Here is a 25936-nt window from a genome sequence, read left to right on the forward strand (position 1 = left end):
CGCCGAATCAGACCTTGCGCACGAACTCCGTCTTGAGGCTCATCGCCCCGAAGCCGTCGATCTTGCAATCGATGTCGTGGTCGCTGTCGACCAGGCGGATGTTCTTGACCTTGGTTCCCTGCTTGATGACGCCGCCGGAACCCTTCGGTTTCAGGTCCTTGATGACGGTGACGGTATCGCCGTCCTGCAGGATGGTGCCGGACGCGTCGCGGTAGACGCGCGCCGTCTCGGCGGCGGCCGCTTGCGCCGACCATTCGTGGCCGCATTCGGGACAGACCAGGTTGGCGCCGTCTTCGTAGGTGTAGGTGGAGTGGCAGGTGGGGCAGGGAGGAAGGGACATGGCGGACTCCGACGAAACCGTGGAGTATACCGGTACGGGCCACAATTCGCGGCGCCGATGTTCAACAGGTGATCCGCGTGGGCTCGAGAGCCCACCCTACGTTACACAGCGTTTGCAGGTTCAATCACGCGGCGGAGGTGCACCGTAGGGTGGGCTCCCGAGCCCACGCGTTACGTACCCTGCGCACACCACCTCAGCTCAGGCCGCGTGCTGCAACGCCAGATGACGCGCCGCCGGCACCGCCGGCCGCACCGCACGCTCATCGAAGCGGAACGTCGACACCACCTGCGCCAGCGCCTGCGCCTGTTCGCGCATGGCGTCCGACGCCGCCGCCGCTTCCTCGACCAGGGCGGCGTTCTGCTGGGTCACCTGGTCCATCTGCGCAATGGCGCCATTCACCTGCTCGATGCCGGCCGATTGCTCCTGGCTGGCCAGGGCGATCTGCGCCATGATCGTGGTCACGCGGCCGATGCTGTCGACGATCTCGTGCATCGTGGCGCCGGCGCTGGCGACCAGGCGGCTGCCTTCCTCGACCTTGCCGACCGAGTCGCCGATCAGTTCCTTGATTTCCTTGGCGGCGCCGGCCGAACGCTGCGCCAGGTTGCGCACCTCGGAGGCGACGACGGCAAAGCCGCGTCCCTGTTCGCCGGCACGTGCCGCCTCGACCGCCGCGTTCAGGGCCAGGATGTTGGTCTGGAATGCGATGCCGTCGATGACGCCGATGATGTCGGCGATCTTCTTCGACGATTGCGTAATCGCTTCCATCGTGTCGACCACGCGGCCGACGGTGTCGCCGCCGCGGCCGGCGACCTGCGAGGCCGACTGCGCCAGGGCGTTCGCTTCGCGCGCATTGTCCGCGTTCTGGCGCACGGTCGAGGTCAACTCTTCCATTGAGGAGGCGGTTTCTTCGAGCGAACCGGCCTGCTGTTCGGTACGCGCCGACAGTTCCAGGTTGCCGGCCGAAATCTGGTCGGCTGCTTCGGCGATGGCGCCGGTACCGCTGCGCACCTGGCTGACGATGTCGACCAGGTTGGCGTTCATGTCGCGCAATGCGCCCATCAGCGCGCCGGTTTCGTTGGCGCCCTGTACCTCGATGCGGCTGGTGAGATCGCCGCGGGCGACGGTCTGCGCGACCGACACCGCTTGCGTCAGCGGCGCGCTGATGCGGCGGCCGATCCACCATGCGAAGCCGACGCCGGCCAGCAGCGCCGCGACGGTCAACGCGATCTGCAGGCGCTTGCTGGCGGCGAATTCGTCTTGCAGCAGGGTCGCATCCTTGGCCACGGCGCCTTGCTGGTAGCTCACCATCGCGCCGACCGCTTCGTTATAGGACTGCACGCGCGGCACCATCTCGGTGTCGAGGAACTTGCGCACGCCTTCCAGGTCTCCGGCGGCCTTTTTCGCCATCACGGCCTTGCGCGCGCTGCGATAGGCTTCGCGCTGCTGGTTGACGGCCTCGAACAGCGTCATGGCCTGCCCGTCGCCCGCGATGCTCTCCTTGATCGCCTTGTGCAGCACGTCGGAACGCTTGGACGCGGTGGCGATCGCATCGAGGAAGAATTTCTCGTCGCCGGGGTCGGCCACCTTGATGGCGGCCAGGGTGCGCGCCGCATTGGTTTCGATGATCGCCTGCCATTCCTGCAGCATCGATGCGCGGTGGAAGCTTTCGCTGGTGAGCTTTGCGGTGAGCACGTCCGCCTTGTGCATCTGGCCCAGGGCGAGGGCAACCAGCAATACCATCACCGTCAGGATCATGCCGAAGCCGGCCAGGAGGAGCGTGCGTATCTTGAGGTTATCGAATTTCATGAGTGTAGAAAGATCTGGAAAAGGACAGCCATGCGAGCAAACGGTATTGCCGTTCGGAAATAACTCATTTTCGCAGAATTTCTGTAGGACAACTCCTATACTTATATTTCTTCTAAAACCTTTTTCGTCTTCTGTGGCGTGAGACGCACGGTTTTCGGGATATGGCACCGAGGCGGCACGGCCTCCCGCCACCCGACAGGCAGCGGGAGACCCGATGTATCTTTACGCGCCATCCTCCAGCATCGATCCCGTCCGGCGATAACGCGCATGCCAGGCAAACGCCTCTTCCAGCACGTGCGGCGTCTGCCCGCCGCGCTCCTGCGCCGCGCGCACGTAGGCGCGCAGCATGTCCTGGTAGGGCGCGGCCACGCAGTTGGCGATGATGACCTCGGCGCGTTCGCGCGGGGCCAGCGCGCGCAGGTCGGCCAGGCCGTGCTCAGTGACGATGATGTCGACGTCGTGCTCGGTGTGGTCGACGTGGGTCACCATCGGCACGATCGACGATACCTTGCCGCTCTTGGCGGTCGCCTTGGTGGCGAAGATCGACAAATACGCGTTGCGCGCGAAATCGCCTGAGCCGCCGATACCGTTCATCATGTGGGTGCCGCTGACGTGGGTCGAATTCACATTGCCGTAGATGTCGGCTTCGAGCGCGGTATTGATGGCGATGATGCCGAGGCGGCGGATCACTTCCGGATGGTTCGATACCTCTTGCGGGCGCAGCACCAGGCGTTGCTTGTAGCGGCCGAAATCGCCGAACACCTGCGCGCTCTTTTCGGGCGAGAGCGTGATCGAGGAGCCCGAGGCGAAATCGAGCTTGCCGGCGTCGAACAGGTCGAAGGTCGAGTCCTGCAGCACTTCCGAATACATCGTCAGGCCCGCAAACGGGCTGTCGCAAAAGCCGGCCATGACGGCATTCGCGATCGTGCCGATGCCCGCCTGCAGCGGCAGCAGGCGCCGCGTCAGGCGGCCGGCTTCGATTTCTCCTTCGAAGAAGCGCACCAGGTGGGCGGCGATGGCGGCGGTGTCCTCGTCCGGCGGCAGGATCGACGAAGTGCTGTCGGGCTGGTCGGTAATGACGATGGCCGCGATTTTCTCCGGCGGGATCTCGATCGCGACGGTGCCGACCCGGCCCTCGGCCGACATCAGCGGGATCGGTTCGCGCATCGGGCGCTTCTTCGGGATCCAGATGTCGTGCACGCCCTCGAGCGCGCGCACCTGCGCCAGGTTGATCTCGACGATCACCTTGTCGGCCAGGATGGCGAAGCTGGCGCTGTTACCGACCGAGGTGGTGGGCACGATGGCGCCGGTCTCGGTAATGCGCACCGCCTCGATGACGGCGATGTCGACCGGTTTCATGTGGCCGGCGCGCAGCACTTCGACGGTTTCGGACAGATGCTGGTCGATGTACATCACCTCGCCGCGGTTGATGGCCGCGCGTAGCACCGGATCGACCTGGAAGGGCATGCGCCGCGCCAGGGCGTTCGCTTCGGTGAGCAGCTTGTCGGTGTCGTTGCCGAGCGAGGCGCCGGTGACGAGGGTGATGCGCAGCGGTTCGCGCCGCGCCCGTTCGGCCAGCGCGGCCGGCACCAGCTTGACATCGCCGGCGCGGGTAAAGCCGCTCATGCCGACGGTCATGCCGTCGCGGATCAGGGATGCCGCCTCGGCGGCGCTGGTGACACGGTCGCGCAGCTGCGCGCAGCCGATGCGGTCCTGGTAGCTTTCAGTAGTCATGGTTCGATTCGCTTCTGTGGGCCGCGCGGGCCCGGGGTTGCGGCCGCGTCAGCGCAGCCAGTAATTGACGGGGAGGAGTGGTGGCGGCAGGTCGGTTTCGCCGAGTGCGTCGCGCAGGTCGATCTCGATGGCGCGGCAGATGGCGTCGAGCGGCAAGTCGTTGGGCGACAGGCCGAACGGTTCCTCGATCTCGTCGCCGAGCGCGTCGAGGCCATAAAACGTGTAGGCGACGATGGCCACCACCAGCGGCGTCATGAAACCGATCGCATCGACCAGGCCAAAGGGCAGCAGGAAGCAGTACAGGTAGGCGGTACGGTGCAGCAGCAGCGTGTACGAAAACGGGATCGGCGTGTTCTTGATGCGCTCGCAGGACGCGGCGGTGGCGACCATCGCGCACATGGTGTTGTCGAGGGCGGTGGCGCGCACGCTGTCGACCAGGCCGGCCTTGCGGCAGCGCGCCAGGTCGGCGCCCATTTCCAGCATCAGCGCCTGGCTCAGGTTGACGCGGCCCTGCAGCGCGGCCCATTCGATCGGCTGCAGGTGCGCGCCGACGTCGGCGGCGGCGTCGCTGCGGCGCAGCTGGTGGCGCAGCGCATGCGAAAACGCGATGGCGCGCCGGATCATGCGCGTGCGCAGGTGGTCGGCGGTGGATGTGGATGGATCGTCGTCAATCAGGCTCAGGCACTGGCGCGCGAAGTTCCGGTTGCGCAGCACGAGTTCGCCCCACAGCTTGCGGCCTTCCCAGAAGCGGTCGTAGGCGGAGTTGTTGCGAAAGCCGAGAAAGATCGCCAGCGGCAATCCCATCAGCGTGAACGGAATGATGGTCAACTGGATCTTGGTGTGCCACAGCTGGCCATGGCTCCAGGTGACGACCACCGCCAGCAGCGTGGTGATGGCGAGGCTTTTCCAGATGCTCGGCAGGACCGAGCCGCGCATGGTCAGGAACAGGCGCAGGCCGTTGGGGCGGTCGCGCACGATCATGACGCGCCTCCGGGTGAGGTATCAGGGACGCGTGCGATCGGGAGATTCATGCTGGCCATTCTGGCGCCTGCATTGAAAAATGCCCAATTCACATTCCCGATTGCGGTTATTAACAATGTGAATGCTTATCTCCAAATTAACACGGCGATGAATAATGGTGCCTCATTCCTGCGGCGTGCGCACCAGTTTGCGTACATCGAATCCCTGGCCCGACAGGCGCGCCACCAGCGCGTCGTAGGCGGGTTTGCTGACCGTCGGCGTGCGCGACAGGATCCAGAGGTACTCGCGCTTCGGTTCGCTGACGGCCACCAGGCTGTAATCACGGTCGAGGTCAATCACCCAATAGTCGCCCCAGACCATCGGGATGAACGACACGATGGCGGGCGCAAAGCGCACCTTGAGCCGCGGCGAATCGGCGGCGCCGATCTGGCGCGCTACCCCGACCACCACATTGTCGCTGCCATCTGCGAGCCGGCAGCGGTTTTCCACCTGCACCCGGTTATCGGGCAGGGCGCTGTAGATCGCCTTCGTGTTGCCGGTGCACTTGCGCTGGAAGCGGTTGGGGAATTTGGCAATCTCGTACCATTCGCCCAGGTAGCGCGGCAGGTCGAGCGCGGGAATCGTCGCCAGGTCGCTGCGCGGGTTGGCCTCGTTGCTGGCCGCCCAGGCCTTCATGCCGACCAGGACCACGGAGGCCAGCAGCGTTCCCTTGATCAGGGTTGGGGTCAAGCGCTTGTTCATGGAGTGTCCTCGTTCGTCGATACCGTCATGGTAGGGCGCAAGCGAGAATTTGGCCGCACAGATGGGAGCGCATAAAAAAAACGCCAACCGCGAAGGGTTGGCGTGACACGCATCAAGGCGATAAGCGCCTTATTCTACGGACTTGGCGTGTGCCGCCTGCAGCTGTTCGCGCAGCTGGTGGACGGGCACTTGCGTGTAGTCCTTGTTGAATTCCTGCTTGATCACCGCCTTGACGTGCGAGTCGAGGTTATTGCGCAGCGTGCCGAGGAATTGTGGCGAGGCCGAGATCACCAGGTGCTGGTAGCGGCCTTCCTGCTGCGCCTTGAGCAGGTATTGCGACAGGTCCTTGGCGAACAGTTCGGTTTCGTGCTCGGCCGGCGTCTGGTTCGGTTCGTACTGGCTGTTCGGTGCGCCGGCAGCGGCGTTATGCTGCGCCGGACTGCCTTGTGCGCCACCGATGGCGTGGCCGGTCTTGCCCGCTGCCAGGATGCCGGCGCGGTCGGTGTTGACGTCCACGTCGCGCAAGCGCGCGCCGTTGTTGACCATGTCTTCCAATTCCTGCAGCGGCTCCGATGGACCTGCCTCGGAGAAGAAGCGTGCGCGGCCGGCGTTGGCCGTGATAATCCAGGTTGTTGGCATGCTACCCCCTGTCAATAATGAATCGTGGATGATGTGAGATCCCGCAGCCAGGCGATGTTCGGCCCGGCCCGGGCGCAAACGCGAAAGACCGGCGATCGCATACAGATGAGCCTTGTCGGGGTCCGCCGATGCCTGCGCACGCCCGTCCTGGGCACTACGCACACCATCGGCCGGCCGCCGTGAAGGAGGGCGGAACACGGATTCCCAATCAGCGCGACCCGATCCATCTGCATTCGATCGTCGCGTAAATTCAGTATAGCACCGGGGTTCGCTACCCCGCCGCACCCCATGCATGCCCCGTGCGCACCCTGTTTGCGGAGGTTTTCGTCCGCGTGCGGGAAACGCAACGCGCGCCTACGCTCAGCAAGATTTGACAAACATGGCCACAAAAATAACAACACAATGCGCTGCATACGAACAGAGAGGTGCCGCCAGCACCCATGGATTCGAACCCGAACCACAATGGAGACGACATGAACCAATCGATGGCAGGGCAGGGATACCGGGTGACGGCGATTGCCGCGGCGGTGACGGTGCTGACGATGACCACGGCGCCCGACGTGCGCGCCCAGCAGGCCGCGGACGTGGACGGCGCCGGCATGCAGCAGGTGGTCGTCACCGGCGTGCGCGCCGCGCTCGAGCAGTCGCTGCGCCAGAAGAGGAATGCCGATGCGGTCGTCGAGGTCGTCACCGCCGAAGACATCGGCAAGATGCCCGATAAAAACGTGGCCGACGCCATCCAGCGCCTGCCGGGCGTGAACACGCAATCTTCGGCCGGCGGCGAGGGCGGCTTCGGCGAGAACGACCGCGTCAGCCTGCGCGGCACCAGTCCCAGCCTGCAGCAGACCCTGTTCAACGGCCACGCCATCAGCACCGGCGACTGGTTCCTGCTGAACCAGATCGGCGGCAACGTCGGCCGCTCCAGCAGCTTCTCCCTGCTGCCGTCCGAACTGGTGGGCTCGATCGTGGTCCAGAAAAGCCCGACCGCGGATTTGGTCGAAGGCGGCGTCTCCGGCGCCATCAACGTCATCACGCGCCGCCCGCTCGACTTTCGCCAGGCGCTGACGGTCGAAGGCTCGATCCAGGCCAATTACAACGACTTGTCCGGCAAGACCGAGCCGCATCTGTCCGGCCTGGTGGCCTGGAAGAACCCGGCCAGTACGGTCGGCTTCCTGCTGCAGGGCTTTTCCGAAAAGGCGGCCGTGCGCCGCGACGGCCAGGAAATCCTCGGCTACACGCCGATCAACGCCGGCAGCGCCGCGGCGCTGGCCAATCCGTCGCTGGCCGGCGTGCTGGTGCCGACCTTCATCGGCGCCACCCTGTTCGAGCAGACCAAGAAGCGCAGCGGCGGCGCCTTCGACGTCGAGGTACGGCCGATGCGCGGCCTGAGCCTCGACCTCAACGGCTTCTATTCCGAACTCAAGGCGCCGCACCAGAACACCAACTGGCTCGCCGCGCCCGCCAACTCGATCAACAGCGCCAACCAGGTGCCGCAAAATCCGGTGGTGCGCAATAACACCCTGGTCGGCGCCGGCTTCGCCGTCAACAACGGCGAAGTCGACAACATCTATCGCCCCAACGCCGGCGGCGAATCCTGGTACCTCGACTTCAACGGCAAGTTCAAGGTCAACGACGACCTGACCGTGTCGGGCAAGCTCGGCAAGACCCATGGCGTCGGCTACGACCGCGACGACGTTTTTTACCAGAACAACGTCGATGGCGGCATGGTGTATGCCCTGAATGGCTTGTCGCCGGCCAGCGTCAGCTACCCCGGCGGTAACACCACCGCGCCCGGCAGCACCGCCTGGGCCGGCGGCGGCGAAGCGCAGTCGGTCGACCAGGAAAAGTATGCGCAAGTCGATGCCGACTGGCGCGTGCGCGATTCTCTGGTCACCGCGTTGCGCTTCGGCGCGCGCTTCACCGACCACCGGCGCACGGCGGAACACCCGCTGGAGACGCGCCCCGGTCCGCTCGGCTTCAGCAACCCTGGCCCGGTCTGGAGCGGGCAGATGTACCCGTCCGACTTCGCCAATGATTTGGGCGGCAACCTGTCGTCGAATTATTTCAAATACGACGGCGCGGCGCTCGGCGCCTGGGGCGCGCTGCCGGGCAACCGCCTGCTCGACTACACGGTGCGCCACAACTGGATGGACGAATTCCGGGTCGGCGAAAAGACCTCGGCCCTGTACGGCATGATCAAAGCCGGCGGCGAACGCTGGAGCGGCAACCTCGGTGTGCGCGCGGTGGAAACGCGCCAGACCACGGTGGTGAACCTGCCGGGCGGACCGAACCCGATCACCGGCTCCGCCTTCGGCCCCTATACGCCGACCACCTTTAAACGCACCTACCGCGATTACCTGCCGAGCGTGAACGTCAAGTTCGATGCGCGCGACGACCTGGTGCTGCGCGCCGCGGTGGCGAAGACCATCGCCCGTCCCGACTACTCGGCGCTGGGCGGCTCGGTCTCGCTCAACGACGACGCCCTCAGCGGCAGCGGCGGCAACGTCAATCTCGACCCGGTGCGCTCGACCAACGTCGACGTCTCGGCCGAATGGTATTTCGCACCCAAGGCGCTGCTTTCGGCCGGCCTGTTCTACATGGACCTGCGCTCGATCGTGGCGCAGGGCACCAGCACCGGCACCTACTACAACAACAAGCGCAGTGCCCCCGCCGTCTACCAGATCACCTCGCCTTACAACACCACCGGCAGCAACAAGGGCGTCGAGTTGAGCTGGCAGCAGCCGCTGATGGACAACTTCGGCTTCCTCGCCAACTACACCTTCGCCGACGGCGAACTGGATGACGGCGGCGACTTGCTGAACTCCTCGCAGCGCACCTGGAACCTGACCGGCTACTTCGAGAACGAGCGCTTCAGCGCGCGCCTGGCCTATAACTTCCGCTCGGCCTACAAAGCGGGCGTGGACCGCGGCGCCAGCCAGTTCGTCGACGACATGCCGTCGCTGGCGGCCTCGGTCAACGTCAAGCTCACCGACCAGCTGACGCTGACCTTCGACGCCCTCAATTTGACGAACGAGACCATCAAGATGTACGCCGAAAACAAGGACCGGCCACGCGCGTTCTACTCGAATGGCCGCACGTTTTATGTGGGGTTGCGCGGCAAGCTGTGATGCAGGTCTTCGTTTCGAGAGCGATGTACTGACGCGTAAGGTGGGCGGCTGTACCTCTTCAGATTGCGGGTCAGCGACGTTTAAGCCGCCTACGCGTTCAGCCAGCCGGTGATTCGTCGCGAAGTTCAGAGTGTGGTTGAACGCGTGGGCGGCATCCAGGCAGCCGCCAGGCATACGGCCAGGTGTAGCCGCCCACCTTACATATCTGCGCTTCTTTCCTGGACATTTTTACGCGTAACTGAGGATGACGATGCCGACAACGCCAGTCGCGATCGAATGGGAATGCCTGGCCAACGGCCTCGACGACGAACGTTTCGCCGCCAGGCTGGTGCTGCGCAATGTGTCGGACATGGTCATCGCGCCCGGCTGGACGCTGTACTTCAACACCTGCCGCAAGGTCGTGCCGGAGACGGTCAGCGCCGGTTTCGCGATGGCGCATGTGAATGGCGACCTGTTTCGCCTGCGCGCTGCGGCGGCCGCGCCATGGCCGCCGGGCGACACCTACGAGATCACGTACCAGTCGCGCTTCTGGGCAATCAGCCGCACCGATGCGCCGCTGGGCTTCTACCTGGTCACGGCGGACGGCCAGGCGCGCGACCTGGGCGACCCGCACATCCTGCCTTTTATACGGCCGGCCCAGTTGCAGCGCCGGCGCGATGACCAGGTGCCGCCGATGGATGCGGCGCGCCGCTTTGCCGAGAACGGCGCCGTGTTCCTGCTGCCGCCGGAGGCGGTCGGGCGCATCACGCCGCGTCCACTCGCCGCCGGCTTTACGGAGGAGCGCTGCCGCATCGGCGCCGATACGCTGTTCCATGCTGCGCCCGGCCTTGAGAACGAAGCCGCCTCGCTGCGGGCACTGCTGGCCACCTTGCCACCGGCGCACGGGGCCACCACGATCGTGCTGGAGCTTGGCGCGGTCGACGCCGGCACGCCGGCCCCCCTGGAGGCCTACCTGCTCGAGATCGATCCGGAACGGGTGCGTTTGCGCGGCGCCTCGGCGCACGGCGTCTTCAACGGCATCCAGACCCTGCGCCAACTGGCGGGCCTCGCAGGCAGCCTGCCGTGCGGGCATGTGCGCGATGCGCCGCGCTTCGCCTACCGCGGCATGATGCTCGACGCCGCGCGCCATTTCGCCGATGTGGACACGGTGCTGCGCCTGCTCGACTGCATGGCCCTGTATAAGCTGAACCGCTTCCACTTTCATCTCACCGACGACGAAGGCTGGCGCCTGCCGATCACGGCGCTGCCCGAACTGACCGAGGTCGGCGCCCGGCGCGGCGTGCCGGACGACGGCGACGGTGATGGCAATGCGTGCCTGCCGCCGTCGTTCGGTTCCGGCGCACGCGTCGATGCTTCCGCCGGCAGCGGCCATTACAGCCACGACGATTTCATCGCCATCCTGCGCCATGCGCAGGCGCGCCACATCGAGGTGATCCCCGAGTTCAACATGCCGGGCCACGCGCGCGCCGCGGTGCAGGCGATGCGGGTGCGCCACGCGCGCCTGCTGGCGGCCGGCGATACCGCGGGCGCCGACGCCTGCCGCCTCGACGATCCGGATGACGCCTCCGTCTACGAATCGGTGCAGCTCTGGCACGACAACGTGATCTGCATCGCGCGCGATTCGGCCGACCGCTTTGTCGACACGGTCGTGGCCGAAGTGGCGGCGCTGTTCCGCCAGGCCGGGGTGCTGCTCCGCACGGTCCACCTGGGCGGCGACGAAGTCCCGGCCGGCGCCTGGCTCGGCTCACCCATCTGCCGCGCACGCATGGCGCGCCATGGCTGGACGAGCGTGCACGAACTGCGTGCCGATTTCACCGCGCGCTGCCGCGCGATCCTGGCGCGCCATGGCCTGGCCTTTGCCGGCTGGGACGACAACGCCCTGGTGGCAAGCGGGGAGGGCGTGCATGCCGATCCGCGCTTCGTGGGGCCGGGCTTCCAGGTCTACGTCTGGAACAATGCCACCGGCTCCGGCCAGGAGGATTGCGCCTGGCGCCTGGCGAATGCCGGCTACGACGTCGTGCTGGCGAATGCCGCGCACCTGTATTTCGATCTCGCCCACGCCAAGGACCCGCAGGAGCCGGGCTATTACTGGGCCGGTTTCATCGACACCCGCACCGCATTCACCTTTTGCCCGCTCGACCTGGAGACGGTGCCCGGCCGCGACCAGATGGGACGCCCGCTAGGCGCGGATGCCGCGGCGCGGCTGGTGCGCTTGGCGGCGCCGGCGCGCATCCTTGGCCTGCAAGGGCAGCTGTGGGGAGAGAATGCGATTTCTCGCGCGCGCATCGAATATCTCGCCGCGCCGCGCCTGTTGGCGCTGGCGGAACGGGCCTGGAGCCCGGACCCGTGCTGGTCCGCTCTCGCTGACGAAGCCGAACGCGCACGCCGCATCGACGCCGACTGGAACGAATTCGCCAACCGCCTCGGGCGCCATGCGCTGCCCCAGCTCGACCGCGCCCTGGCCTATGGCTACCGCCTGCCGCCACCGGGCGTGCTGCTGCACGCCGGCCGCATCCACGCGAACGTGGCGCTGCCCGGACTGGTGCTGCGCTACCGCCTCGATGGCGCTGCGCCCGACGCCGACAGTCCTCGCTATGGCGTGCCGCTGGCGCTACCATCGGGTGGGGCGAGCTTCACCATCGCCAGTTTCGACACGCGCGGACGCAGCAGCCGCGTGATTACCCTCGACCTGAAGGATGGAACCGATGCATGATGTCTCCGCTTCTGCACCCGTCACCACCGCGCCGCTCGTCGTCACGCGCCATCCGTTGGCCTGGGTGCCGACCCTGTACCTGGCGCAGGGATTGCCGTTCTATGCGGTGGCGCTGGTGGCTGGGCTGATGTTCAAGAGCATGGGCGTGCCGAACGAGCAGATCGCGCGCTGGACCGGGGTGCTCGGCCTGGCCTGGGTGTTCAAGGCGCTGTGGAGCCCCTTCCTGGAACTGGCGCCCAGCAAGAAGCGCTTAGTCGTAACCTTCCAGCTGGTCGGCGGCGGCGCGCTGGCCGCGGTCGCGCTGGCGCTGCAGCTGCCCGCCTGGTTCACGCTCGCGCTTGCGCTGCTGGCCGTGGTGGCGCTGGCCTCGAGCACGCACGACATCGCCGCCGACGGCCTGTATATCGCCAGCCTGTCGGCGCGCCAGCAGGCGGCGTATGCAGGCTGGCAGGGCGCGTTTTTCAATGCCGCCAAATTCCTTTCGCTCGGCGGCCTGGTGATCCTGGCCGGCTTCCTGGAAGCGCGCATCGGCACCGCCGGCGCCTGGACCGTGGTGTTCGCGCTGCTCGGGGCAGGGCTGGCCGGGCTGGGGCTGTACCACGGCTGGGCGCTGCCGGGCACCCTCAACGTGGCTTCCACGACGGTCACCGCGCGCGGCGTCGCACGTACCCTGGCCGACGTCATCAAAGCCTTCTTTGCGAAAGAGGGCATCTGGACCGCGATCCTGTTCATCATCCTGTTTCGCGCCGCCGAAGGGCAGATCCAGACCATCGGCCCGCTGTTCCTGCGCGACGCGCGCGCCGTCGGCGGCCTGGGACTGAGCACGGCGGAGGTGGGCGCCGTGTACGGCACCGCGGGCACGGTCGCCTTCCTGGCCGGTTCCATCGCCGGCGGCTATTTCACAGCCTGGGCCGGCTTGAAACGCGCGATGCCGCTCCTGATCCTGGCGATGAACCTGCCCAACCTGGTCTTTTACTACCTCAGCGCGGCGCAGCCCGATTCGCTGCCGCTCATCGCCGGCGCGCTCGGTGTCGAGATGTTCGGCTATGGCTTCGGCTTCGTCGGCATCATCCTGTTCATCATGCAGGTGGTCGCCAGCGGCAGGTACCAGACCGCCCACTATGCGCTCGGCACCGGCTTCATGCAGCTCGGCTTCGTGCTGTTCAAGGTGGTCAGCGGCGACATCCAGCAGGCGTTGGGCTACCGCGCGTTTTTCCTGTGGGTGCTGGCGTGCGCGCTGCCGGTGCTGGTGCTGAGCTGCTTCATCCGCATGGAGTCCAAGACTACGGCTAGCGCTTCTTGACCGGCAGCGCCAGCCAGCCGCGCCAGCGCCCATCCGGTCCGCGTTCGACCATCTGGATGTGCGGGCGCGTGCTGTCGAGGCGCCAGGCGGCCTGGCGGTCGAGCCAATCCTCGTACATCGAGCGAAAGCGCGGCCACTCGCCGCAGAAATCGAGCACGCCATAGGTGCCGGCGGGGAGCAGGCGCAAGCCCAGGCCGGGGTCGGGTGTGGCATCGCCGGCAAAACCGAAGTCGTAACAATATTCCCGTTCGCCGGTAAAACCCGGGTCTTCGTCGAACACGCCGTACCAGGGCGTGGCGGCATTCGTGTCGCCGCAGCGCTCGCGCTCGCACAAGAACAGGTTGCAGGCGATCGACAGGGCAGCGCCGGACTGGCCGAAGAAGCGCTGGTAGCGCAGGTTCAGCGCCGGCAGCACCTGCACCCGGATGCGTGCAGCGACGCTGCCCGGCTCGGGCGGGCAGTAGGGCGCGAGGATCACCGCCAGGTTGTCCGGCTCGGCCACGAAAAAGCTGACGTCGCTCTCGCGCCCGACTTGCTGGTCCATGTAGGTGCGCCAGCCGCCTTCGCGCCAGACCTTGGCCGACATCGCGAATTGCTGCTTGAACGCCTTGGCGAAGGCGGCATTCGAGGGGAAGCCGCAATCCTGGGCGATGCGCAGGATCGACACGTCCGGTTCGTGGCGCAGCAGGTGGGCGGCGCGGCGCAGGCGACGTTTTCGCTGGTACTCGACGGCCGAGAAACCGGTGAGCTCGCGGAAGATGCGGTCGAAGTGAAACGACGAATAGCTTGCCGAGGCGGCCAGGTTTTTCAGGGCCAGCGGGTCGCCCACCGAGTCGAGCATCAGGTCCATGACTTCGTACAGGCGGGAGACGCGCGAGGTCGGTTTCATGCTCGTCATTATGGCTGAAGTCGCGGCCAGTGGCGATCATGCCGTCAATACGTTGGCTGCGGATCGCGTCCATTATCGATAGCGCCTGTACTGACAGGCGTTGTACGAACTACCCATGCATATGCGATTGCTCCGGCCATCCCTTGGCAGGGTCCGTCTTTTCCTTTAGGATCGTTTGATTACAACACTGAAATACGGAGCAACTATGAAGCGCACCCTGTGCAGCACTTTGATCGCGGGGCTGTTCGCCGTCGCCTCCCACGCGGGGGCCGCCGACGATCATCCGAAGGCAGCCGCAGCCGCTGCCACCGCGGCCGCGTCGGGCGTCGACGTCAAGGCGATCGACAACGGCGTGCGCGCACAGGACGACTTCTTCCGTTACAGCCAGGGCAAGTGGCTCAAGGATGTCGAGATCCCGGCCGACCGCGCCAGCTGGGGCGCCTTCAACGACGCCCAGGACAAGGTCGAGGGCCAGGTGCAAGACATCATCGCGGGCGCCGCGGCGGACAAGAAGGCGAAAGCCGGCTCGGGCGCGCAGAAGATGGGCGACTACTACGCCAGCTATGTCGACCAAGCGCGCCGCGACGCGCTCGGCATCCAGCCGCTGAACGCCGAACTGGCGCGCGTCAAAGCGTTAAAGGACAAGCGCGGCATCGCATCGCTGGCGGCGCACTTCTCGCGCATCGGCGCCGGCGCTCCGCTCGACATGTACGTGGGCCAGGACAACCGCGACTCGACCCGCCTGGTGGTCTCGGTCAGCCAGTCGGGCCTGGGCCTGCCGAACCGCGACTACTACCTGCAGGATGAAGCGCGCCTGAAGGATATCCGCGACAAGTACCAGGTCCACGTCGAAAAGATGCTGGCGCTGGCCGGCCATACCGACGCCGCCGCCAAGGCGGCCCAGGTCGTGGCCCTGGAAACGGAGATCGCGCGCGTGCAGTGGAGCGCGGTCGAGAACCGCGATCCGGTCAAGCGCTACAACAAGCGCTCGCTGGCCGAGTTGAAGGAGCTGATGCCGGGCTTCGACTGGAGCGCCTGGATGAAGGGCACCGGCGTGCAGGGCAAGGTCGACTCGCTGATCGTCAGCCAGCCGAGCTACCTGGCCGGGCTGGATAAACTCATCGCCGGCACGCCGCTCGAAGTCTGGAAACCCTACTTCGAATTCCGCCTGCTGAGCAGCTACGCGCCGTATCTCTCGAAGCCGTTTGTCGACGAAAGCTTCGCCTTCCGCGGCGCCGTGCTGGCCGGGACCAAGGAAAACCGCGCCATCGACAAGCTGGCCATCGCCCAGGTCAACCGCGACCTCGCCGAAATCGTCGGCAAGGAATACGTCGCGCGCCACTTCCCGGCCGAGCGCAAGCAGCAGGTCGAAACGATGGTGAAGAATTTCGTGATCGCCTTCCGCGAAGGGATCGAGACACTCGACTGGATGAGCCCGGAGACCAAGAAGCAGGCGCAAGTGAAACTGTCGAAGATGAATGCCAAGATCGGTTATCCGGACAAGTGGCGCGATTACTCGTCGCTGAAGATCGCCAAGGGCGACCTGGTCGGCAACGTCATGCGCGCGCGCGAATTTGGCCACCAGTATGGCATCGACAAGCTGGGCAAACCGGTGGATCGCCTCGCCTGGAGCATGTCGCCGCAGACGGTGAACGCGTATTACAGCCCGACTCTGAACGAAGTCGTGTTCCCGGCCGCGCGCCTGCAGTATCCGCTGTACGACGCGAATGCCGAACCGGCCATCAATTATGGCGCGGTCGGCATTTCGATCGGCCACGAGATCAGCCACGCGTTCGACGACAAGGGTTCGCAGTTCGACGGCGACGGCAACCTGCGCAACTGGTGGACCAAAGAGGACGCGGAAAAATTCGCCGCGCGCGGCAAGGTGCTGGTGGCCCAGTACGGCGCCTACAGCCCGCTGGCCGGCTACAACGTGAACGGCGAACTGACGCTGGGCGAGAACATCGCCGACAATGCCGGCGCCATCATGGCCAGCCGCGCCTATGCCATTTCGCTGAACGGCAAACCGGCGCCGGTGATCGACGGCTTCACCGCCGAACAGCGCCTGTTCATGGGCCTGGCCCAGGCCCGGCGCGGCAAGGCGCGCGACGCCGCCCTGATCTCGCAAGTGAAGTCGGACCCGCACTCGCCGTCGGAATTCCGCGTCAACGGCAGCATGCGCAACCACCCGGGTTTTTATGAAGCCTACGACGTCAAGGCCGGCGACAAGATGTACCTGAAGCCGGAAGAGCGTGTGATTTTCTGGTAAAGGCGTAGGGTGGGCGCCCCTGTGCCCACGCGTGACGTATGCACTACGTTGGCCCTATCGAGAGCCGCGTCTGCTCATCGTTCACGCGTGGGCTCGTCATTGCGGCCCCACCCTACATGCCTTCGTTTCGAGACAGATGAGCACACACGTAAGGTGGGCGGCTATACCTGCGAGCCTGCCTGCCCGCTGCCTGGACGCCGCCCACGCGTTCAACCGCACGCTGAAACCTCGCGACAAATCATCAGATGGTTGAACGCGTGGGCGGCGCAAACGCCATTGGCCCGCAAACTGAAGAGGTGGAGCCGCCCACCTTACAGGTCTGTGCGTTGTTCTTGAACGAAGAATGCCCCATCCTACTTGCGCACCCCGAACACCTGGGTCCAATACACAAACCCCGGCATTTTCGCGCGGCTGATCGCATAGCCCGCGCCCATCTCGGTAAAGCGCGGATTCATCAGGTTGGCGCAGTGGCCCGGACTTTCGATCCAGCCATCGACCGCTTCCTGGGCCGAGGTCTGTCCGGCGGCGATGTTCTCGCCGACCAGGCGCCAGTTGTAGCCGGCGCGCGTGGCGCGCGTGGCTGCCTGGCTGCCGTCCGATCCTTCGTGCGCCATGTGGCGCCGCGCCGCCATGTCGCGGCTGTGCGCCAGCGCGGCCGCGCCCAGCGCCTTGTCCCAGGCAAGCGGCGGCGCGGCGCCGTAGGTAGATTCACCGCAGGTGCGCACGACGGCACGCGCGGCGTTGACGGCGTCCAGGATCGCGCGCCCCACCACCTCCTGCTCGGGCAGGTTAATCGGCAGCAGCGGCCGTGCCAGCACGATGGTCCATTCGTCGCCCTGGCGGCTGGCGCCGATGTCGCGCCAGGCGGCGCTGGCCAGCACGCGGCAGTAGGGCTGGCGGATCGTCTCCATCACGCTGGCCGCATCCGGCGCGCCGCGGGTATGGATGATCTCGACCTGGGCCGCGTCGTAGCCCACGCGTTCGAGTTCGTATTCGGGAAACGAGCCGGTGCCGATGCGCACCCGTCCCAGCGCCGCATCTTCCTTCAGGCCCGGCACGGGCGCGTCACGGGCGCCGCCGCAGTCGCCGGGCGCCGCGCGGTAGGCGTTGACCAGGGCAATCAGGCGGGGTTCGTTCTGGGCGTGGGCGCCGCCGCCAGGGAGCAGGGCGGCAGCGGCGAGGAGGGACGTGAAATGGAGGCGAAGCATCAGCGGCATGGCGGAAAGTCGATTCGCGACAGCATACCCCGCGCGCCGGAACACGTGCAGTCCCGGTTGCCATTGCTAACAACTTGATGCGCTGCGGACTACGCGCCGGGATCGTCCGCGAACGCGTCTTCCAGTTCCTTCTCCAGCATCTTGCGATCCTTCGAATTAACGCGGAGCATCCAGCCAAGCAACAGCAGCGTCAGGACCGCACAGGCAAGGGGAGCGATCATGGCGCCGCCGGACCGTGCGCTTACCCGACCAGCACGTCGCTGATCTGGATCACCGGCGTCTGGTTGGTGTAGTTGGGAATGTCGCCCATGATCTGCTTCGTATGCGGACCGAAGCCGGCCTGGAAGGCATCAACCGAATCGCAGAACAGGTGGCCCATGGCGATGTAGGGTGCATTCGAATCCGGCGTGCCGGACGCGATCGCGCGGTCGACCGTGTAGTACTTGCAATGCTCGCCCATCAGCTCCTTCACCATCGGCATGTGCCGGTCGCAGTAATACACTTCGTCGAAACGGGCGTCGGGGCCATTCGGATACATCACGCTCACCTTGATCATGCTGGTCTCCTTCGTATGGTTGGCTTAATAATCGTGCGCCGATGTGCGGCGCTTTGCAAGTGCTGTGTTGATTTTCGCGCCGTGGCTGGCGTGACGAGCAGGCCCGGACCTGTCCGGGCTACTCTACGCGCCGATATGTTGTCGTTCCCGGAATCTTTTCGAACGCGCATGGGGCAGCGGTTGCAACATAAGGAATGATGTCGGGATCATAATTGGCCACTGTGTTGACGGCATAGATTCCGGTATGGCGCAGGTCGTCGAGATAGGCCTGATCCTCATCGCCGGAAAAGAAGCGCCAGCCGGTATCTTGCGGGTTGGCCGGCTTTTCCCGGTACATATAGCCGACTTTCTGCGCATCGACCATGATTCTGTCTGTCGCGAGTGCACCACCGAACATGGGAACGAGGTCGCGGATCGCCTCGCCCGGCAAGGCGAATTTCTTCGGCGCCGGTGTGGCGGATGGCTTTGGCTCTTCCGAAGACAAAGCAGGACGGGACACGAACAGGGCGCGCAAGGCGCAAGCTAACAAAAGAAGGCGTCGGCGCATGAGATTGATTGATCCTGGCTTTTGTCGATGATCGGACTATTTTTCCGGCTGATTCGCATCGAGCAGTGTAGAAGCATTATTGTTGTGATGGCAAGCCCCATGTGGTAGACAACTGTGGACGACTGTCACGGCATCACGTGCGTCGATTCGGGCACGTCAGGTTTTAAATGGTGCGGAATAGCCGGCACTGAGCTTGCCCAGCGCATCGTGCGGCGCCTCATCCGCCGCCAGCATCGGCGAAATGTCCGGATCGCGCGCAAATTCTTCTGCGAAGAACGAAACGAAATGGCTGATTTTTAGGGAAGGCCGCCGTGCAGGTTGGAACACCACGTTCAGCGGCAGCGGCGGTAGCCGGTAGCGCGTCAGGATCGGTTTTACGCGGCCGGCGCGGATATCGTCGCCATAGACCCATTGCGGCGTGTAGCAGATGCCCAGGCCTTCGACCACGGCCTGGCGGATCGCCTCCGAACTGTTCGACTGCAAATGGCCGCCCACGCGCACCGTGTGCTGGGCGCCGTCCTCGTCCTGGAAACTCCACTCGTTGACGTTGGCGAGACCGGTGTAGACGATGCACTGGTGATTGCGCAGCGCATCCGGCGTCTGCGGTTCGCCGTGGCGCGCCAGGTAGGCGGGCGCGGCGAGGGCGGCGCGGTGGGCGGTGCCGATGCGGCGTGCGATCAGGCGGCTGTCCTTCAGTTCGCCAACGCGGAAGGCGACGTCGATGCCGCCCACGACCAGGTCGACGAAACTGTCATCCAGCTGCAGGTCGATTTTCAACCGTGGATAGCGCTCGAAAAACGCGTTCAGGCGCGGCACGATGTGCAGGCGCCCGAACGACACCGGCGCCGCCACGCGCAGCACGCCCGAGATCTCGTTTTCGGTGCGTTGCACTTCGACCCGCGCATCCTCGATCGTGTCAAGCACTTGCCGGCAGCGCTCGTAATAGCGCTTGCCCGCTTCAGTGAGCGCATGGCTGCGCGTCGAGCGCACCAGCAGTTTGGCGCCGAGCATGGTTTCCAGCGCCTGCACCTGCTTGCTGATGGCCGATTGCGTGCTGCGCTCCTCGCGCGCGACGGCTGAGAAGTTGCCGGTTTCGACCACCCGGACAAAGGTTTCCATCAAGCGCAAACGGTCCATGTTGATCCTTTCTATTCCTGTCAGGAATAAATCATATCATTCGTGCGGTCTACCCGCAGGTGCCAGGAATATCTATAGTAGCAACTGTAGTGGCCGCCGGCGATGGCTCATTGAAAGCTCAGCGACCGGCGGCCCGATAATGCCAATCAGAAATGGACCCATCATGACCCACAAACTTTTCGAGCCCACCCGTATCGGCGACATCGAAGTTGCCAACCGCGTCGTGATGGCCCCGTTGACCCGCAGCCGCGCCGACGAAGCCGCCGGCGACATCCCGGGCAGCCCGATGAACGTCGAGTACTACCGCCAGCGCAGCAACGCCGGCCTGATCATCAGCGAAGGCACGCAAGTCTCGCCGCTCGGCAAAGGCTACATGGCCACGCCCGGCATTTATTCCGACGAGCAGGTCGAAGGCTGGAAGCCGATCACCCAGGCCGTGCACGAAGCCGGCTCGAAGATCGTCGCCCAGATCTGGCACGTGGGCCGCGTGACGCACCCGAATCTCACCGGCGGCGTGCAGCCGATTGCTCCCTCGGCCGTGACGCCGAAAGTGACCGCCTACACCCACGCCGGCAAGGTCGAGGCGCCGCAGCCGCGCGCCCTGGCGACTGAGGAAATCAAGGAAATCGTCGCCGAATACCGCCGCGGCGCCGCGAATGCGATCCGTGCCGGCTTCGACGGCATCGAGCTGCATGGCGCCAACGGTTACCTGATCGACCAGTTCCTGCGCGACGGCGCCAACCAGCGCACCGACGAATACGGCGGCTCGATCGAGAACCGCGCCCGCTTTGCGTTGGAGGTGGTGGACGCGGTGGTGGCCGAGATTGGCGCCGGCCGCGTCGGTATCCGCCTGTCGCCGGTCACGCCCGCCAACGATCTCGCGGACAGCAACCCGCAAGCCGTGTTCGGCTATCTGGTCGAAGAATTGGACAAGCGCGGCATCGCCTTTATCCACTTCGTCGAGGGCGCCACCGGCGGCCCGCGCGACATTCCCGGCTTCGATTTCGCCTGGGCGCGCCAGGCATTCAAGGGTACGTATATCGCGAACAATGGCTATACCCGCGAGATGGCGCTTGATGCCGTCGAATCGGGCCGTGCCGATGCGGTCGCCTTTGGCCGCGCCTATATCGCCAACCCGGACCTGGTGCAGCGCCTGAAACTGAATGCGCCATTCAATACACCGAACCCGCAGACGTTCTATGTGCCGGGCGCAGCAGGGTATATCGATTATCCGACGCTGGACCAGGCGGCTTGAATAGCCTGAGCTGGAATAAGGAAAACGCCAACCCGAGGGTTGGCGTTTTTTATGTATTGACGTTATTTCGCTGGAACCAACGCTGCGACATGCCACGCGGATGATCGTTATGATTTAAATATCAAACCACCATCAAGGACCTTTCCATGTCTTCCGCCACCATTGGCAACCCGACCTACCGGAACCCACCAGGCCCGCTCCATGCGATCCTGCTTGGCGGCTCCGTTCCCCTGTTCCTTGGCGCCCTGCTGAGCGATATGGCCTATAACGACTCATACCAGATCCAGTGGAGCAATTTTGCTTCCTGGCTGATTGCCGGCGGTTTACTCTGCAGCGGGCTCGCGCTGTTGTTCGCGCTGGTTAACCTGATCCGTGCCCGCCACAAGGCGGGACAGCCGCTGACCTATTTCCTGGCGCTGCTGGTGACCTGGGTGCTGGGCCTGGTCAATGCTTTTCAACATGCGAAGGATGCCTGGGCCGTCATGCCGTCGGGCCTGGTGTTGTCCGCCATCGTCTTCCTGCTGATCTGCCTGTCGGCCTGGGTGGGACTGAGCGGCCGCAAGGGAGGTGTGCAATGAAGCGCTCGACCACATTGGCATTATTGGGCATGACACTGCTGCTCGGCGCGTGCAGCGAAGACGGCGTCGCCATCCAGGCGCGCGGACCCGACCCCAAACTGCCGGAACCGCAACGCGGCCTGCTGCCGAGCATGAAGATCGCCGAACCGACGGCCTGGGGCGATCAAAAGCCGACCGTCCCCGAAGGCTACAGCGTCACGGCCATCGCGACCGATCTGCTGATTCCGCGCCAGACCCTGGTGCTGCCGAATGGCGACATCCTGGTGGCGGAAGGGCGCGGCGGCAGCGCGGCCAAGCTCAAGCCGAAGGACGTGATCGCCGGCTACATCAAGGCCAAGGGCAACACCAAGGTCAAGAGCGGCAACCGCCTGACCTTGCTGCGCGATGCCGACGGCGACGGCAAGTACGAGCTGCAAACCGTGTTTGCCGAGAACCTGAACGCTCCTTACGGCCTGGCGTTTGCGAACAATAAACTGTACGTGGCCAACCAGGATGAGCTGGTCAGCTTCGACTACCAGGAAGGGCAAACGAAAGCCGGCGGCGCGCCGACCAGCATCGCCAAACTGCCGTCCGAAATCAATCACCACTGGACCAAGTCGCTGACCGTCAGTCCCGATGGCCGCTTCCTGTACGTCGGTATCGGCTCGAACAGCAACATCACCGAGCGCGGCATGGAAGCCGAACTGAATCGCGCCGAGGTCTGGCAAATCGACGCGGCCACCGGCGCGCACAAGCCATACGCGACCGGCATCCGCAATCCGACCGCGCTGGCGATGCATCCGCAAACCGGACAGTTGTGGTCGGTGGTCAACGAACGCGACGAACTGGGCCCGGATCTGGTGCCCGACTATCTGACCTCGGTGCGCGAAGGCGGCTTCTACGGCTGGCCTTACAGCTATTGGGGCCAGAACGTCGATCCGCGTGTCAAACCGGAGAATCCGAAAAAGGTCGCGTCCGCCATCAAGCCCGACTACAGCCTGGGTTCGCACGTCGCCGCGCTTGGGTTGCATTTCTCGCAGCCGGCCATGGGGGACAAATTTGCCAATGGTGCCTTCGTCGGCGAGCACGGCAGCTGGAACCGTTCCAATCCGGTGGGTTACAAGGTGATCTTCGTACCGTTCGCCGATGGACGTCCTGCTGGCGAGCCAGTCGATTTCGTTACCGGCTTCCGCGATGGCGACGGCAAGACGCGCGGGCGCCCGGTCGGTGTAACGGTCGATCCGCGCGGGGCGCTGATTGTGGCGGATGATCTGGCGAATACGGTGTGGAGGGTGACGCGGAATCGGTGAATGTCGCTTGATCGGACTCTGCTTCCAACGGATAGCAATGAAAACGCCAACCCGAGGGTTGGCGTTTTTTTTTGTAATGTCCAATAATCGCCGAGTTGGTATCAGCTTACGACCCAAACAATGCCATGATACTGATCAGAAAAACAAAACCAGTATTGGCAGTGCTGTTCGCCGGACTAGCCTGACTAGAAGCCGAGTCCAAACGAGAGCAGTATGACAAGCGCGTTATTAGCCGCATGGGCAGTTCCTGTGAATAGAAAGGCGCGCCCCGGCCCCGGACGTGCATTTGCAGCAAATAAACTGGCCATGAGCAGACCTGCTACGAAAGTCACTAAGCCCTGTCCAATGCCCCCACCATAAGCCACATGTCCGGCGGAAAACAGCACCGCGCTACCTAACACCGCTATCGATGGCCGCGCACCAAACCTCATAAAAAGGCTGATCGGGACCAGTTGAGCTATCAATGTTTCCCAAAGTGGCGCCCAGATAACCGCAGCAAAAAAGGTGAATATCCAGCCACCCTCGAAGATTCCAGTTCCTGCCAGACCGCCGATGTTGGCGAGGTCCATCAATGCAAACAGCAGAGCAGACAACAGGGAAAGTAACGCCGCAGTGCATGCGCCAACACCAACAGAGCGCCAAAGGCCTGCCACCAATGATTTGTCGTCCCAGCACAGATACTTGGCGATCATGGCGAAGTTCATATTCACATTATTTTTGTGGACCACGCTATTCCAGCAGGCATGCCTATTCTGCTTCGGGCCCAGCCTGAGTAAAGTCATTCATCACTGGGATGCCAAATGAGGTGCTTTATCAAAGGAGAACCAAAGAAAAGGCAGGTCGAACATTCAGACCTGCCCATAGCACTACCTGAAGTCAGCCGTGGACTCAAGGGTTCTTGCCGTCATTCCTAACTGTACGGTTGAGGTTATGTCCAGATGTTGAAAATGCTAATCCGGGCAATGGGCGTCCTTCGCGAAATCCGGAATGCTTATTTCGATCCGCCGGTCACCGCCGCCGCAGGCAATGCGGTCGCAACGGCAGTGCTGATGCTGTCGTTCATCATGATCTGGAGCAGCGCTGGATAATCATAGGCTGCACCGGACGCAGCGTCGACCCCCGCGCCAATCACGCCGCCGAACAGGAGATTACCGGCCATCATGCCTTTGGTCGAGGATTTGAAGCTTGCCACACCCGAGCCCATGCCAGCCTTGTCACAGGTAACGTTCATATCGCCGTAAGCGCGATGCACCGTGACCGTACCGGGCGTAGTAACGTAGTACACGCCTTTGTCATTTTGCAGTTTGCAGGTGGCGCCGTCGAGTTTTCCCGCAGGGCTGATTGTTTCGACAGAAACGACTTGGTTGGTGCCACTGACGATCGAAGCGCAACCAGTCAGGCTTGCCAATAGCGCGGTCGTCGCCAATACACAAGCAGTGCGTACGATATTCTCTTTGTTCATTTCCATCCCCTTGTCAATGCCGGCGGCGCCAGCTAATTGTTATAAATAAATTATTGCACAAAAGAATTTAGAAAAAACAGAATATTTTTGACCGCATATTCAGTAACGGGGATTAATTAAACAATGACGCACGATTGCCTGCGAGGTCGCAAGCGGCCCGGCAGTACAATCAACCGCACCGTCCACGGAAAACCCGCCATGCATCGCTCTGCCATCGCCGCCGCCTCCCTGTTCGCCCTCGCTGCCGCATCCCACGCCCAACCACCCGCCAAGCTCCTGCAAGTCAAAATCGGCACCGCTTCGCCGCTGTCCGGCACCGGCGCCCACCAGGGCAAGGACATCGAAAACGGCGCGCGCATGGCGATCGACGAGCTCAACGCGAAGGGGATCGTGCTGGGCGGCCGCAAGGTGCAGTGGGTGCTGCAGCCCGAGGACGATGCGGCCGACCCGAAGACCGGCGCGGCGGTGGCGCAAAAGCTGGTCGATGCGAAGGTGGCGGCCGTGGTCGGGCACCTGAATTCGGGCACCACGGTGCCGGCCTCGAAGATTTATTCGAACGCGGGCATCCCGCAAATTTCGCCGGCCGCCACCACGCCGCTGTACACCAACCAGGGTTTTAAAACGGCTTTCCGCGTGGTCGCCAATGACAATTTGGTAGGGCGCACGCTGGCCACGTATGCGATCGGCACATTGAAGGCGAAAAAGATCGCCGTGATCGATGACCGCACCGCCTTTGGCCAAGGGCTGGCTGATGAATTCGTCAAGGGCGTCAAGAAGGCGGGACCGGCGGCCACGGTCGTCAGCCGCCAGTTCACGAACGACAAGGCAACCGATTTCAATGCGATTCTTACCCAGATCCGCGCGCGCGATCCGGACGTGATTTTTTATGGCGGCATGGATGCGGTGGCTGGCCCGATGCTGAAACAAATGAAGGCGCTCGGGCTGCGCGCGAAGCTGGTGTCGGGCGACGGCGTCTGCTCGGAAAAGATGCCGCTACTGGCCGGCGACGCGCTGGTCGACGACAAGGTGTTTTGCGTGGTGGCAGGCGGGGTCGATGCCGCGCAGGAAGCGGGCCTGAATGCATTTAACCAGCGCTACCAGCAGCGCTTCAAACTGCCGGTGCAGACCTATGCGCCCTACGCCTACGATGCGGTGATGGTGTTCGCGCAGGCGATGGCGGCGGCAAATTCGAGCGACCCCGCGAAATACCTGCCGGCGCTGGCCGCGGTAAAACACGAGGGGGTCACCGGCAGTATCGCCTTCGATCCGAAGGGCGATTTGAAAAATGCCGCGCTGACGCTGTACACCTATCGCAAGGGAAAGAAGACCAAATTGCAAGTGCTGCGTTAGCA

22 protein-coding genes are annotated in these 25936 nt (G+C 64.2%); 8 read left to right on the forward strand and 14 right to left on the reverse strand.

Annotated features, from left to right (window positions below; translation table 11 throughout):
- Nucleotides 1–7: 7 nt before the first annotated feature.
- From IFT60_RS07940 to IFT60_RS07965, 6 genes are all read right to left on the reverse strand, one after another.
- Nucleotides 8–340 (reverse strand): zinc ribbon domain-containing protein YjdM, encoded by a 333-nt coding sequence (locus tag IFT60_RS07940; protein WP_192051419.1) that lies wholly within the window; start codon nucleotides 338–340, stop codon nucleotides 8–10.
- A 198-nt stretch (nucleotides 341–538) separates the two neighbouring features.
- On the reverse strand, nucleotides 539–2146 hold the full coding sequence (locus tag IFT60_RS26920) for a methyl-accepting chemotaxis protein (protein ID WP_192051420.1): 1608 nt from the start codon (nucleotides 2144–2146) through the stop codon (nucleotides 539–541).
- Between the two features lie 222 nt (nucleotides 2147–2368).
- Nucleotides 2369–3880, reverse strand: coding sequence for a succinyl-CoA:acetate CoA-transferase ScpC (gene scpC / locus IFT60_RS07950; protein WP_192051421.1), 1512 nt, complete (start codon nucleotides 3878–3880; stop codon nucleotides 2369–2371).
- A gap of 48 nt (nucleotides 3881–3928) precedes the next feature.
- Nucleotides 3929–4861: a bestrophin family protein gene (locus IFT60_RS07955; protein WP_192051422.1), complete on the reverse strand. Its 933-nt coding sequence runs from the start codon at nucleotides 4859–4861 to the stop codon at nucleotides 3929–3931.
- Nucleotides 4862–5023: 162 nt separating this feature from the next.
- The gene (locus IFT60_RS07960; protein WP_229510729.1) at nucleotides 5024–5602 is read right to left on the reverse strand and encodes a lipocalin family protein; all 579 of its coding nucleotides are present in this window, start codon (nucleotides 5600–5602) and stop codon (nucleotides 5024–5026) included.
- A gap of 129 nt (nucleotides 5603–5731) precedes the next feature.
- The gene (locus IFT60_RS07965) at nucleotides 5732–6241 is read right to left on the reverse strand and encodes a host attachment protein (RefSeq protein WP_192051423.1); all 510 of its coding nucleotides are present in this window, start codon (nucleotides 6239–6241) and stop codon (nucleotides 5732–5734) included.
- A 473-nt stretch (nucleotides 6242–6714) separates the two neighbouring features.
- On the opposite strand from IFT60_RS07965, the gene IFT60_RS07970 reads away from it, so the two are divergent.
- The 3 genes from IFT60_RS07970 (at nucleotide 6715) to IFT60_RS07980 (ending at nucleotide 13385) form a co-directional block, all read left to right on the forward strand.
- On the forward strand, nucleotides 6715–9369 hold the full coding sequence (locus IFT60_RS07970; RefSeq protein WP_229510730.1) for a TonB-dependent receptor: 2655 nt from the start codon (nucleotides 6715–6717) through the stop codon (nucleotides 9367–9369).
- 250 nt (nucleotides 9370–9619) lie between these two features.
- Nucleotides 9620–12082, forward strand: coding sequence for a family 20 glycosylhydrolase (locus IFT60_RS07975; RefSeq protein WP_229510731.1), 2463 nt, complete (start codon nucleotides 9620–9622; stop codon nucleotides 12080–12082).
- Nucleotides 12075–13385: an MFS transporter gene (locus IFT60_RS07980; protein WP_192051425.1), complete on the forward strand. Its 1311-nt coding sequence runs from the start codon at nucleotides 12075–12077 to the stop codon at nucleotides 13383–13385. The genes IFT60_RS07975 and IFT60_RS07980 overlap by 8 nt, the downstream gene beginning before the upstream one ends.
- Here the strand turns inward: IFT60_RS07980 and IFT60_RS07985 are convergent.
- Nucleotides 13372–14274: a helix-turn-helix domain-containing protein gene (locus IFT60_RS07985; RefSeq protein WP_229510732.1), complete on the reverse strand. Its 903-nt coding sequence runs from the start codon at nucleotides 14272–14274 to the stop codon at nucleotides 13372–13374. The genes IFT60_RS07980 and IFT60_RS07985 overlap by 14 nt on opposite strands.
- A 205-nt stretch (nucleotides 14275–14479) precedes the next feature.
- Between IFT60_RS07985 and IFT60_RS07990 the strand changes: the two genes are divergently transcribed.
- Complete coding sequence (locus tag IFT60_RS07990) at nucleotides 14480–16543, forward strand: M13 family metallopeptidase (protein ID WP_192051427.1); 2064 nt, start codon at nucleotides 14480–14482, stop codon at nucleotides 16541–16543.
- Between the two features lie 353 nt (nucleotides 16544–16896).
- Here the strand turns inward: IFT60_RS07990 and IFT60_RS07995 are convergent, their stop codons facing one another.
- From IFT60_RS07995 to IFT60_RS08010, 5 genes are all read right to left on the reverse strand, one after another.
- A complete protein-coding gene (locus IFT60_RS07995) occupies nucleotides 16897–17760 on the reverse strand; it encodes a CAP domain-containing protein (protein WP_192051428.1) in 864 nt (287 codons plus the stop codon).
- Between the two features lie 89 nt (nucleotides 17761–17849).
- On the reverse strand, nucleotides 17850–17981 hold the full coding sequence (locus IFT60_RS26780; protein ID WP_267874574.1) for a hypothetical protein: 132 nt from the start codon (nucleotides 17979–17981) through the stop codon (nucleotides 17850–17852).
- A 20-nt stretch (nucleotides 17982–18001) separates the two neighbouring features.
- The gene (locus tag IFT60_RS08000) at nucleotides 18002–18316 is read right to left on the reverse strand and encodes an EthD family reductase (protein ID WP_192051429.1); all 315 of its coding nucleotides are present in this window, start codon (nucleotides 18314–18316) and stop codon (nucleotides 18002–18004) included.
- Nucleotides 18317–18434: 118 nt separating this feature from the next.
- Nucleotides 18435–18863, reverse strand: a complete 429-nt coding sequence (locus IFT60_RS08005) for a DUF2185 domain-containing protein (RefSeq protein ID WP_192051430.1) — start codon at nucleotides 18861–18863, stop codon at nucleotides 18435–18437.
- A 156-nt stretch (nucleotides 18864–19019) separates the two neighbouring features.
- Nucleotides 19020–20000 (reverse strand): LysR family transcriptional regulator, encoded by a 981-nt coding sequence (locus tag IFT60_RS08010; RefSeq protein WP_192051431.1) that lies wholly within the window; start codon nucleotides 19998–20000, stop codon nucleotides 19020–19022.
- A 163-nt stretch (nucleotides 20001–20163) separates the two neighbouring features.
- On the opposite strand from IFT60_RS08010, the gene IFT60_RS08015 reads away from it, so the two are divergent.
- The 3 genes from IFT60_RS08015 (at nucleotide 20164) to IFT60_RS08025 (ending at nucleotide 23122) form a co-directional block, all read left to right on the forward strand.
- Nucleotides 20164–21255: an alkene reductase gene (locus IFT60_RS08015; protein ID WP_192051432.1), complete on the forward strand. Its 1092-nt coding sequence runs from the start codon at nucleotides 20164–20166 to the stop codon at nucleotides 21253–21255.
- A gap of 146 nt (nucleotides 21256–21401) precedes the next feature.
- A complete protein-coding gene (locus tag IFT60_RS08020; protein ID WP_192051433.1) occupies nucleotides 21402–21833 on the forward strand; it encodes a DUF2231 domain-containing protein in 432 nt (143 codons plus the stop codon).
- Nucleotides 21834–21862: 29 nt separating this feature from the next.
- On the forward strand, nucleotides 21863–23122 hold the full coding sequence (locus IFT60_RS08025) for a PQQ-dependent sugar dehydrogenase (RefSeq protein ID WP_524537863.1): 1260 nt from the start codon (nucleotides 21863–21865) through the stop codon (nucleotides 23120–23122).
- A gap of 185 nt (nucleotides 23123–23307) precedes the next feature.
- On the opposite strand, the gene IFT60_RS26925 is transcribed toward IFT60_RS08025, so the two are convergent.
- Entirely contained in the window at nucleotides 23308–23850 is a 543-nt protein-coding gene (locus tag IFT60_RS26925; protein ID WP_192087939.1) for a CPBP family glutamic-type intramembrane protease, read from the reverse strand.
- A 263-nt stretch (nucleotides 23851–24113) separates the two neighbouring features.
- Nucleotides 24114–24584: a hypothetical protein gene (locus IFT60_RS08035; RefSeq protein WP_192051436.1), complete on the reverse strand. Its 471-nt coding sequence runs from the start codon at nucleotides 24582–24584 to the stop codon at nucleotides 24114–24116.
- A gap of 198 nt (nucleotides 24585–24782) precedes the next feature.
- Between IFT60_RS08035 and IFT60_RS08040 the strand changes: the two genes are divergently transcribed.
- On the forward strand, nucleotides 24783–25934 hold the full coding sequence (locus IFT60_RS08040; protein WP_192051437.1) for a branched-chain amino acid ABC transporter substrate-binding protein: 1152 nt from the start codon (nucleotides 24783–24785) through the stop codon (nucleotides 25932–25934).
- The last annotated feature ends 2 nt before the right edge of the window (nucleotides 25935–25936 follow it).

The organism is Massilia sp. CFBP 13721 (genome assembly GCF_014842025.1).
In the GTDB taxonomy this organism is placed as follows: Bacteria; Pseudomonadota; Gammaproteobacteria; order Burkholderiales; family Burkholderiaceae_D; genus Telluria.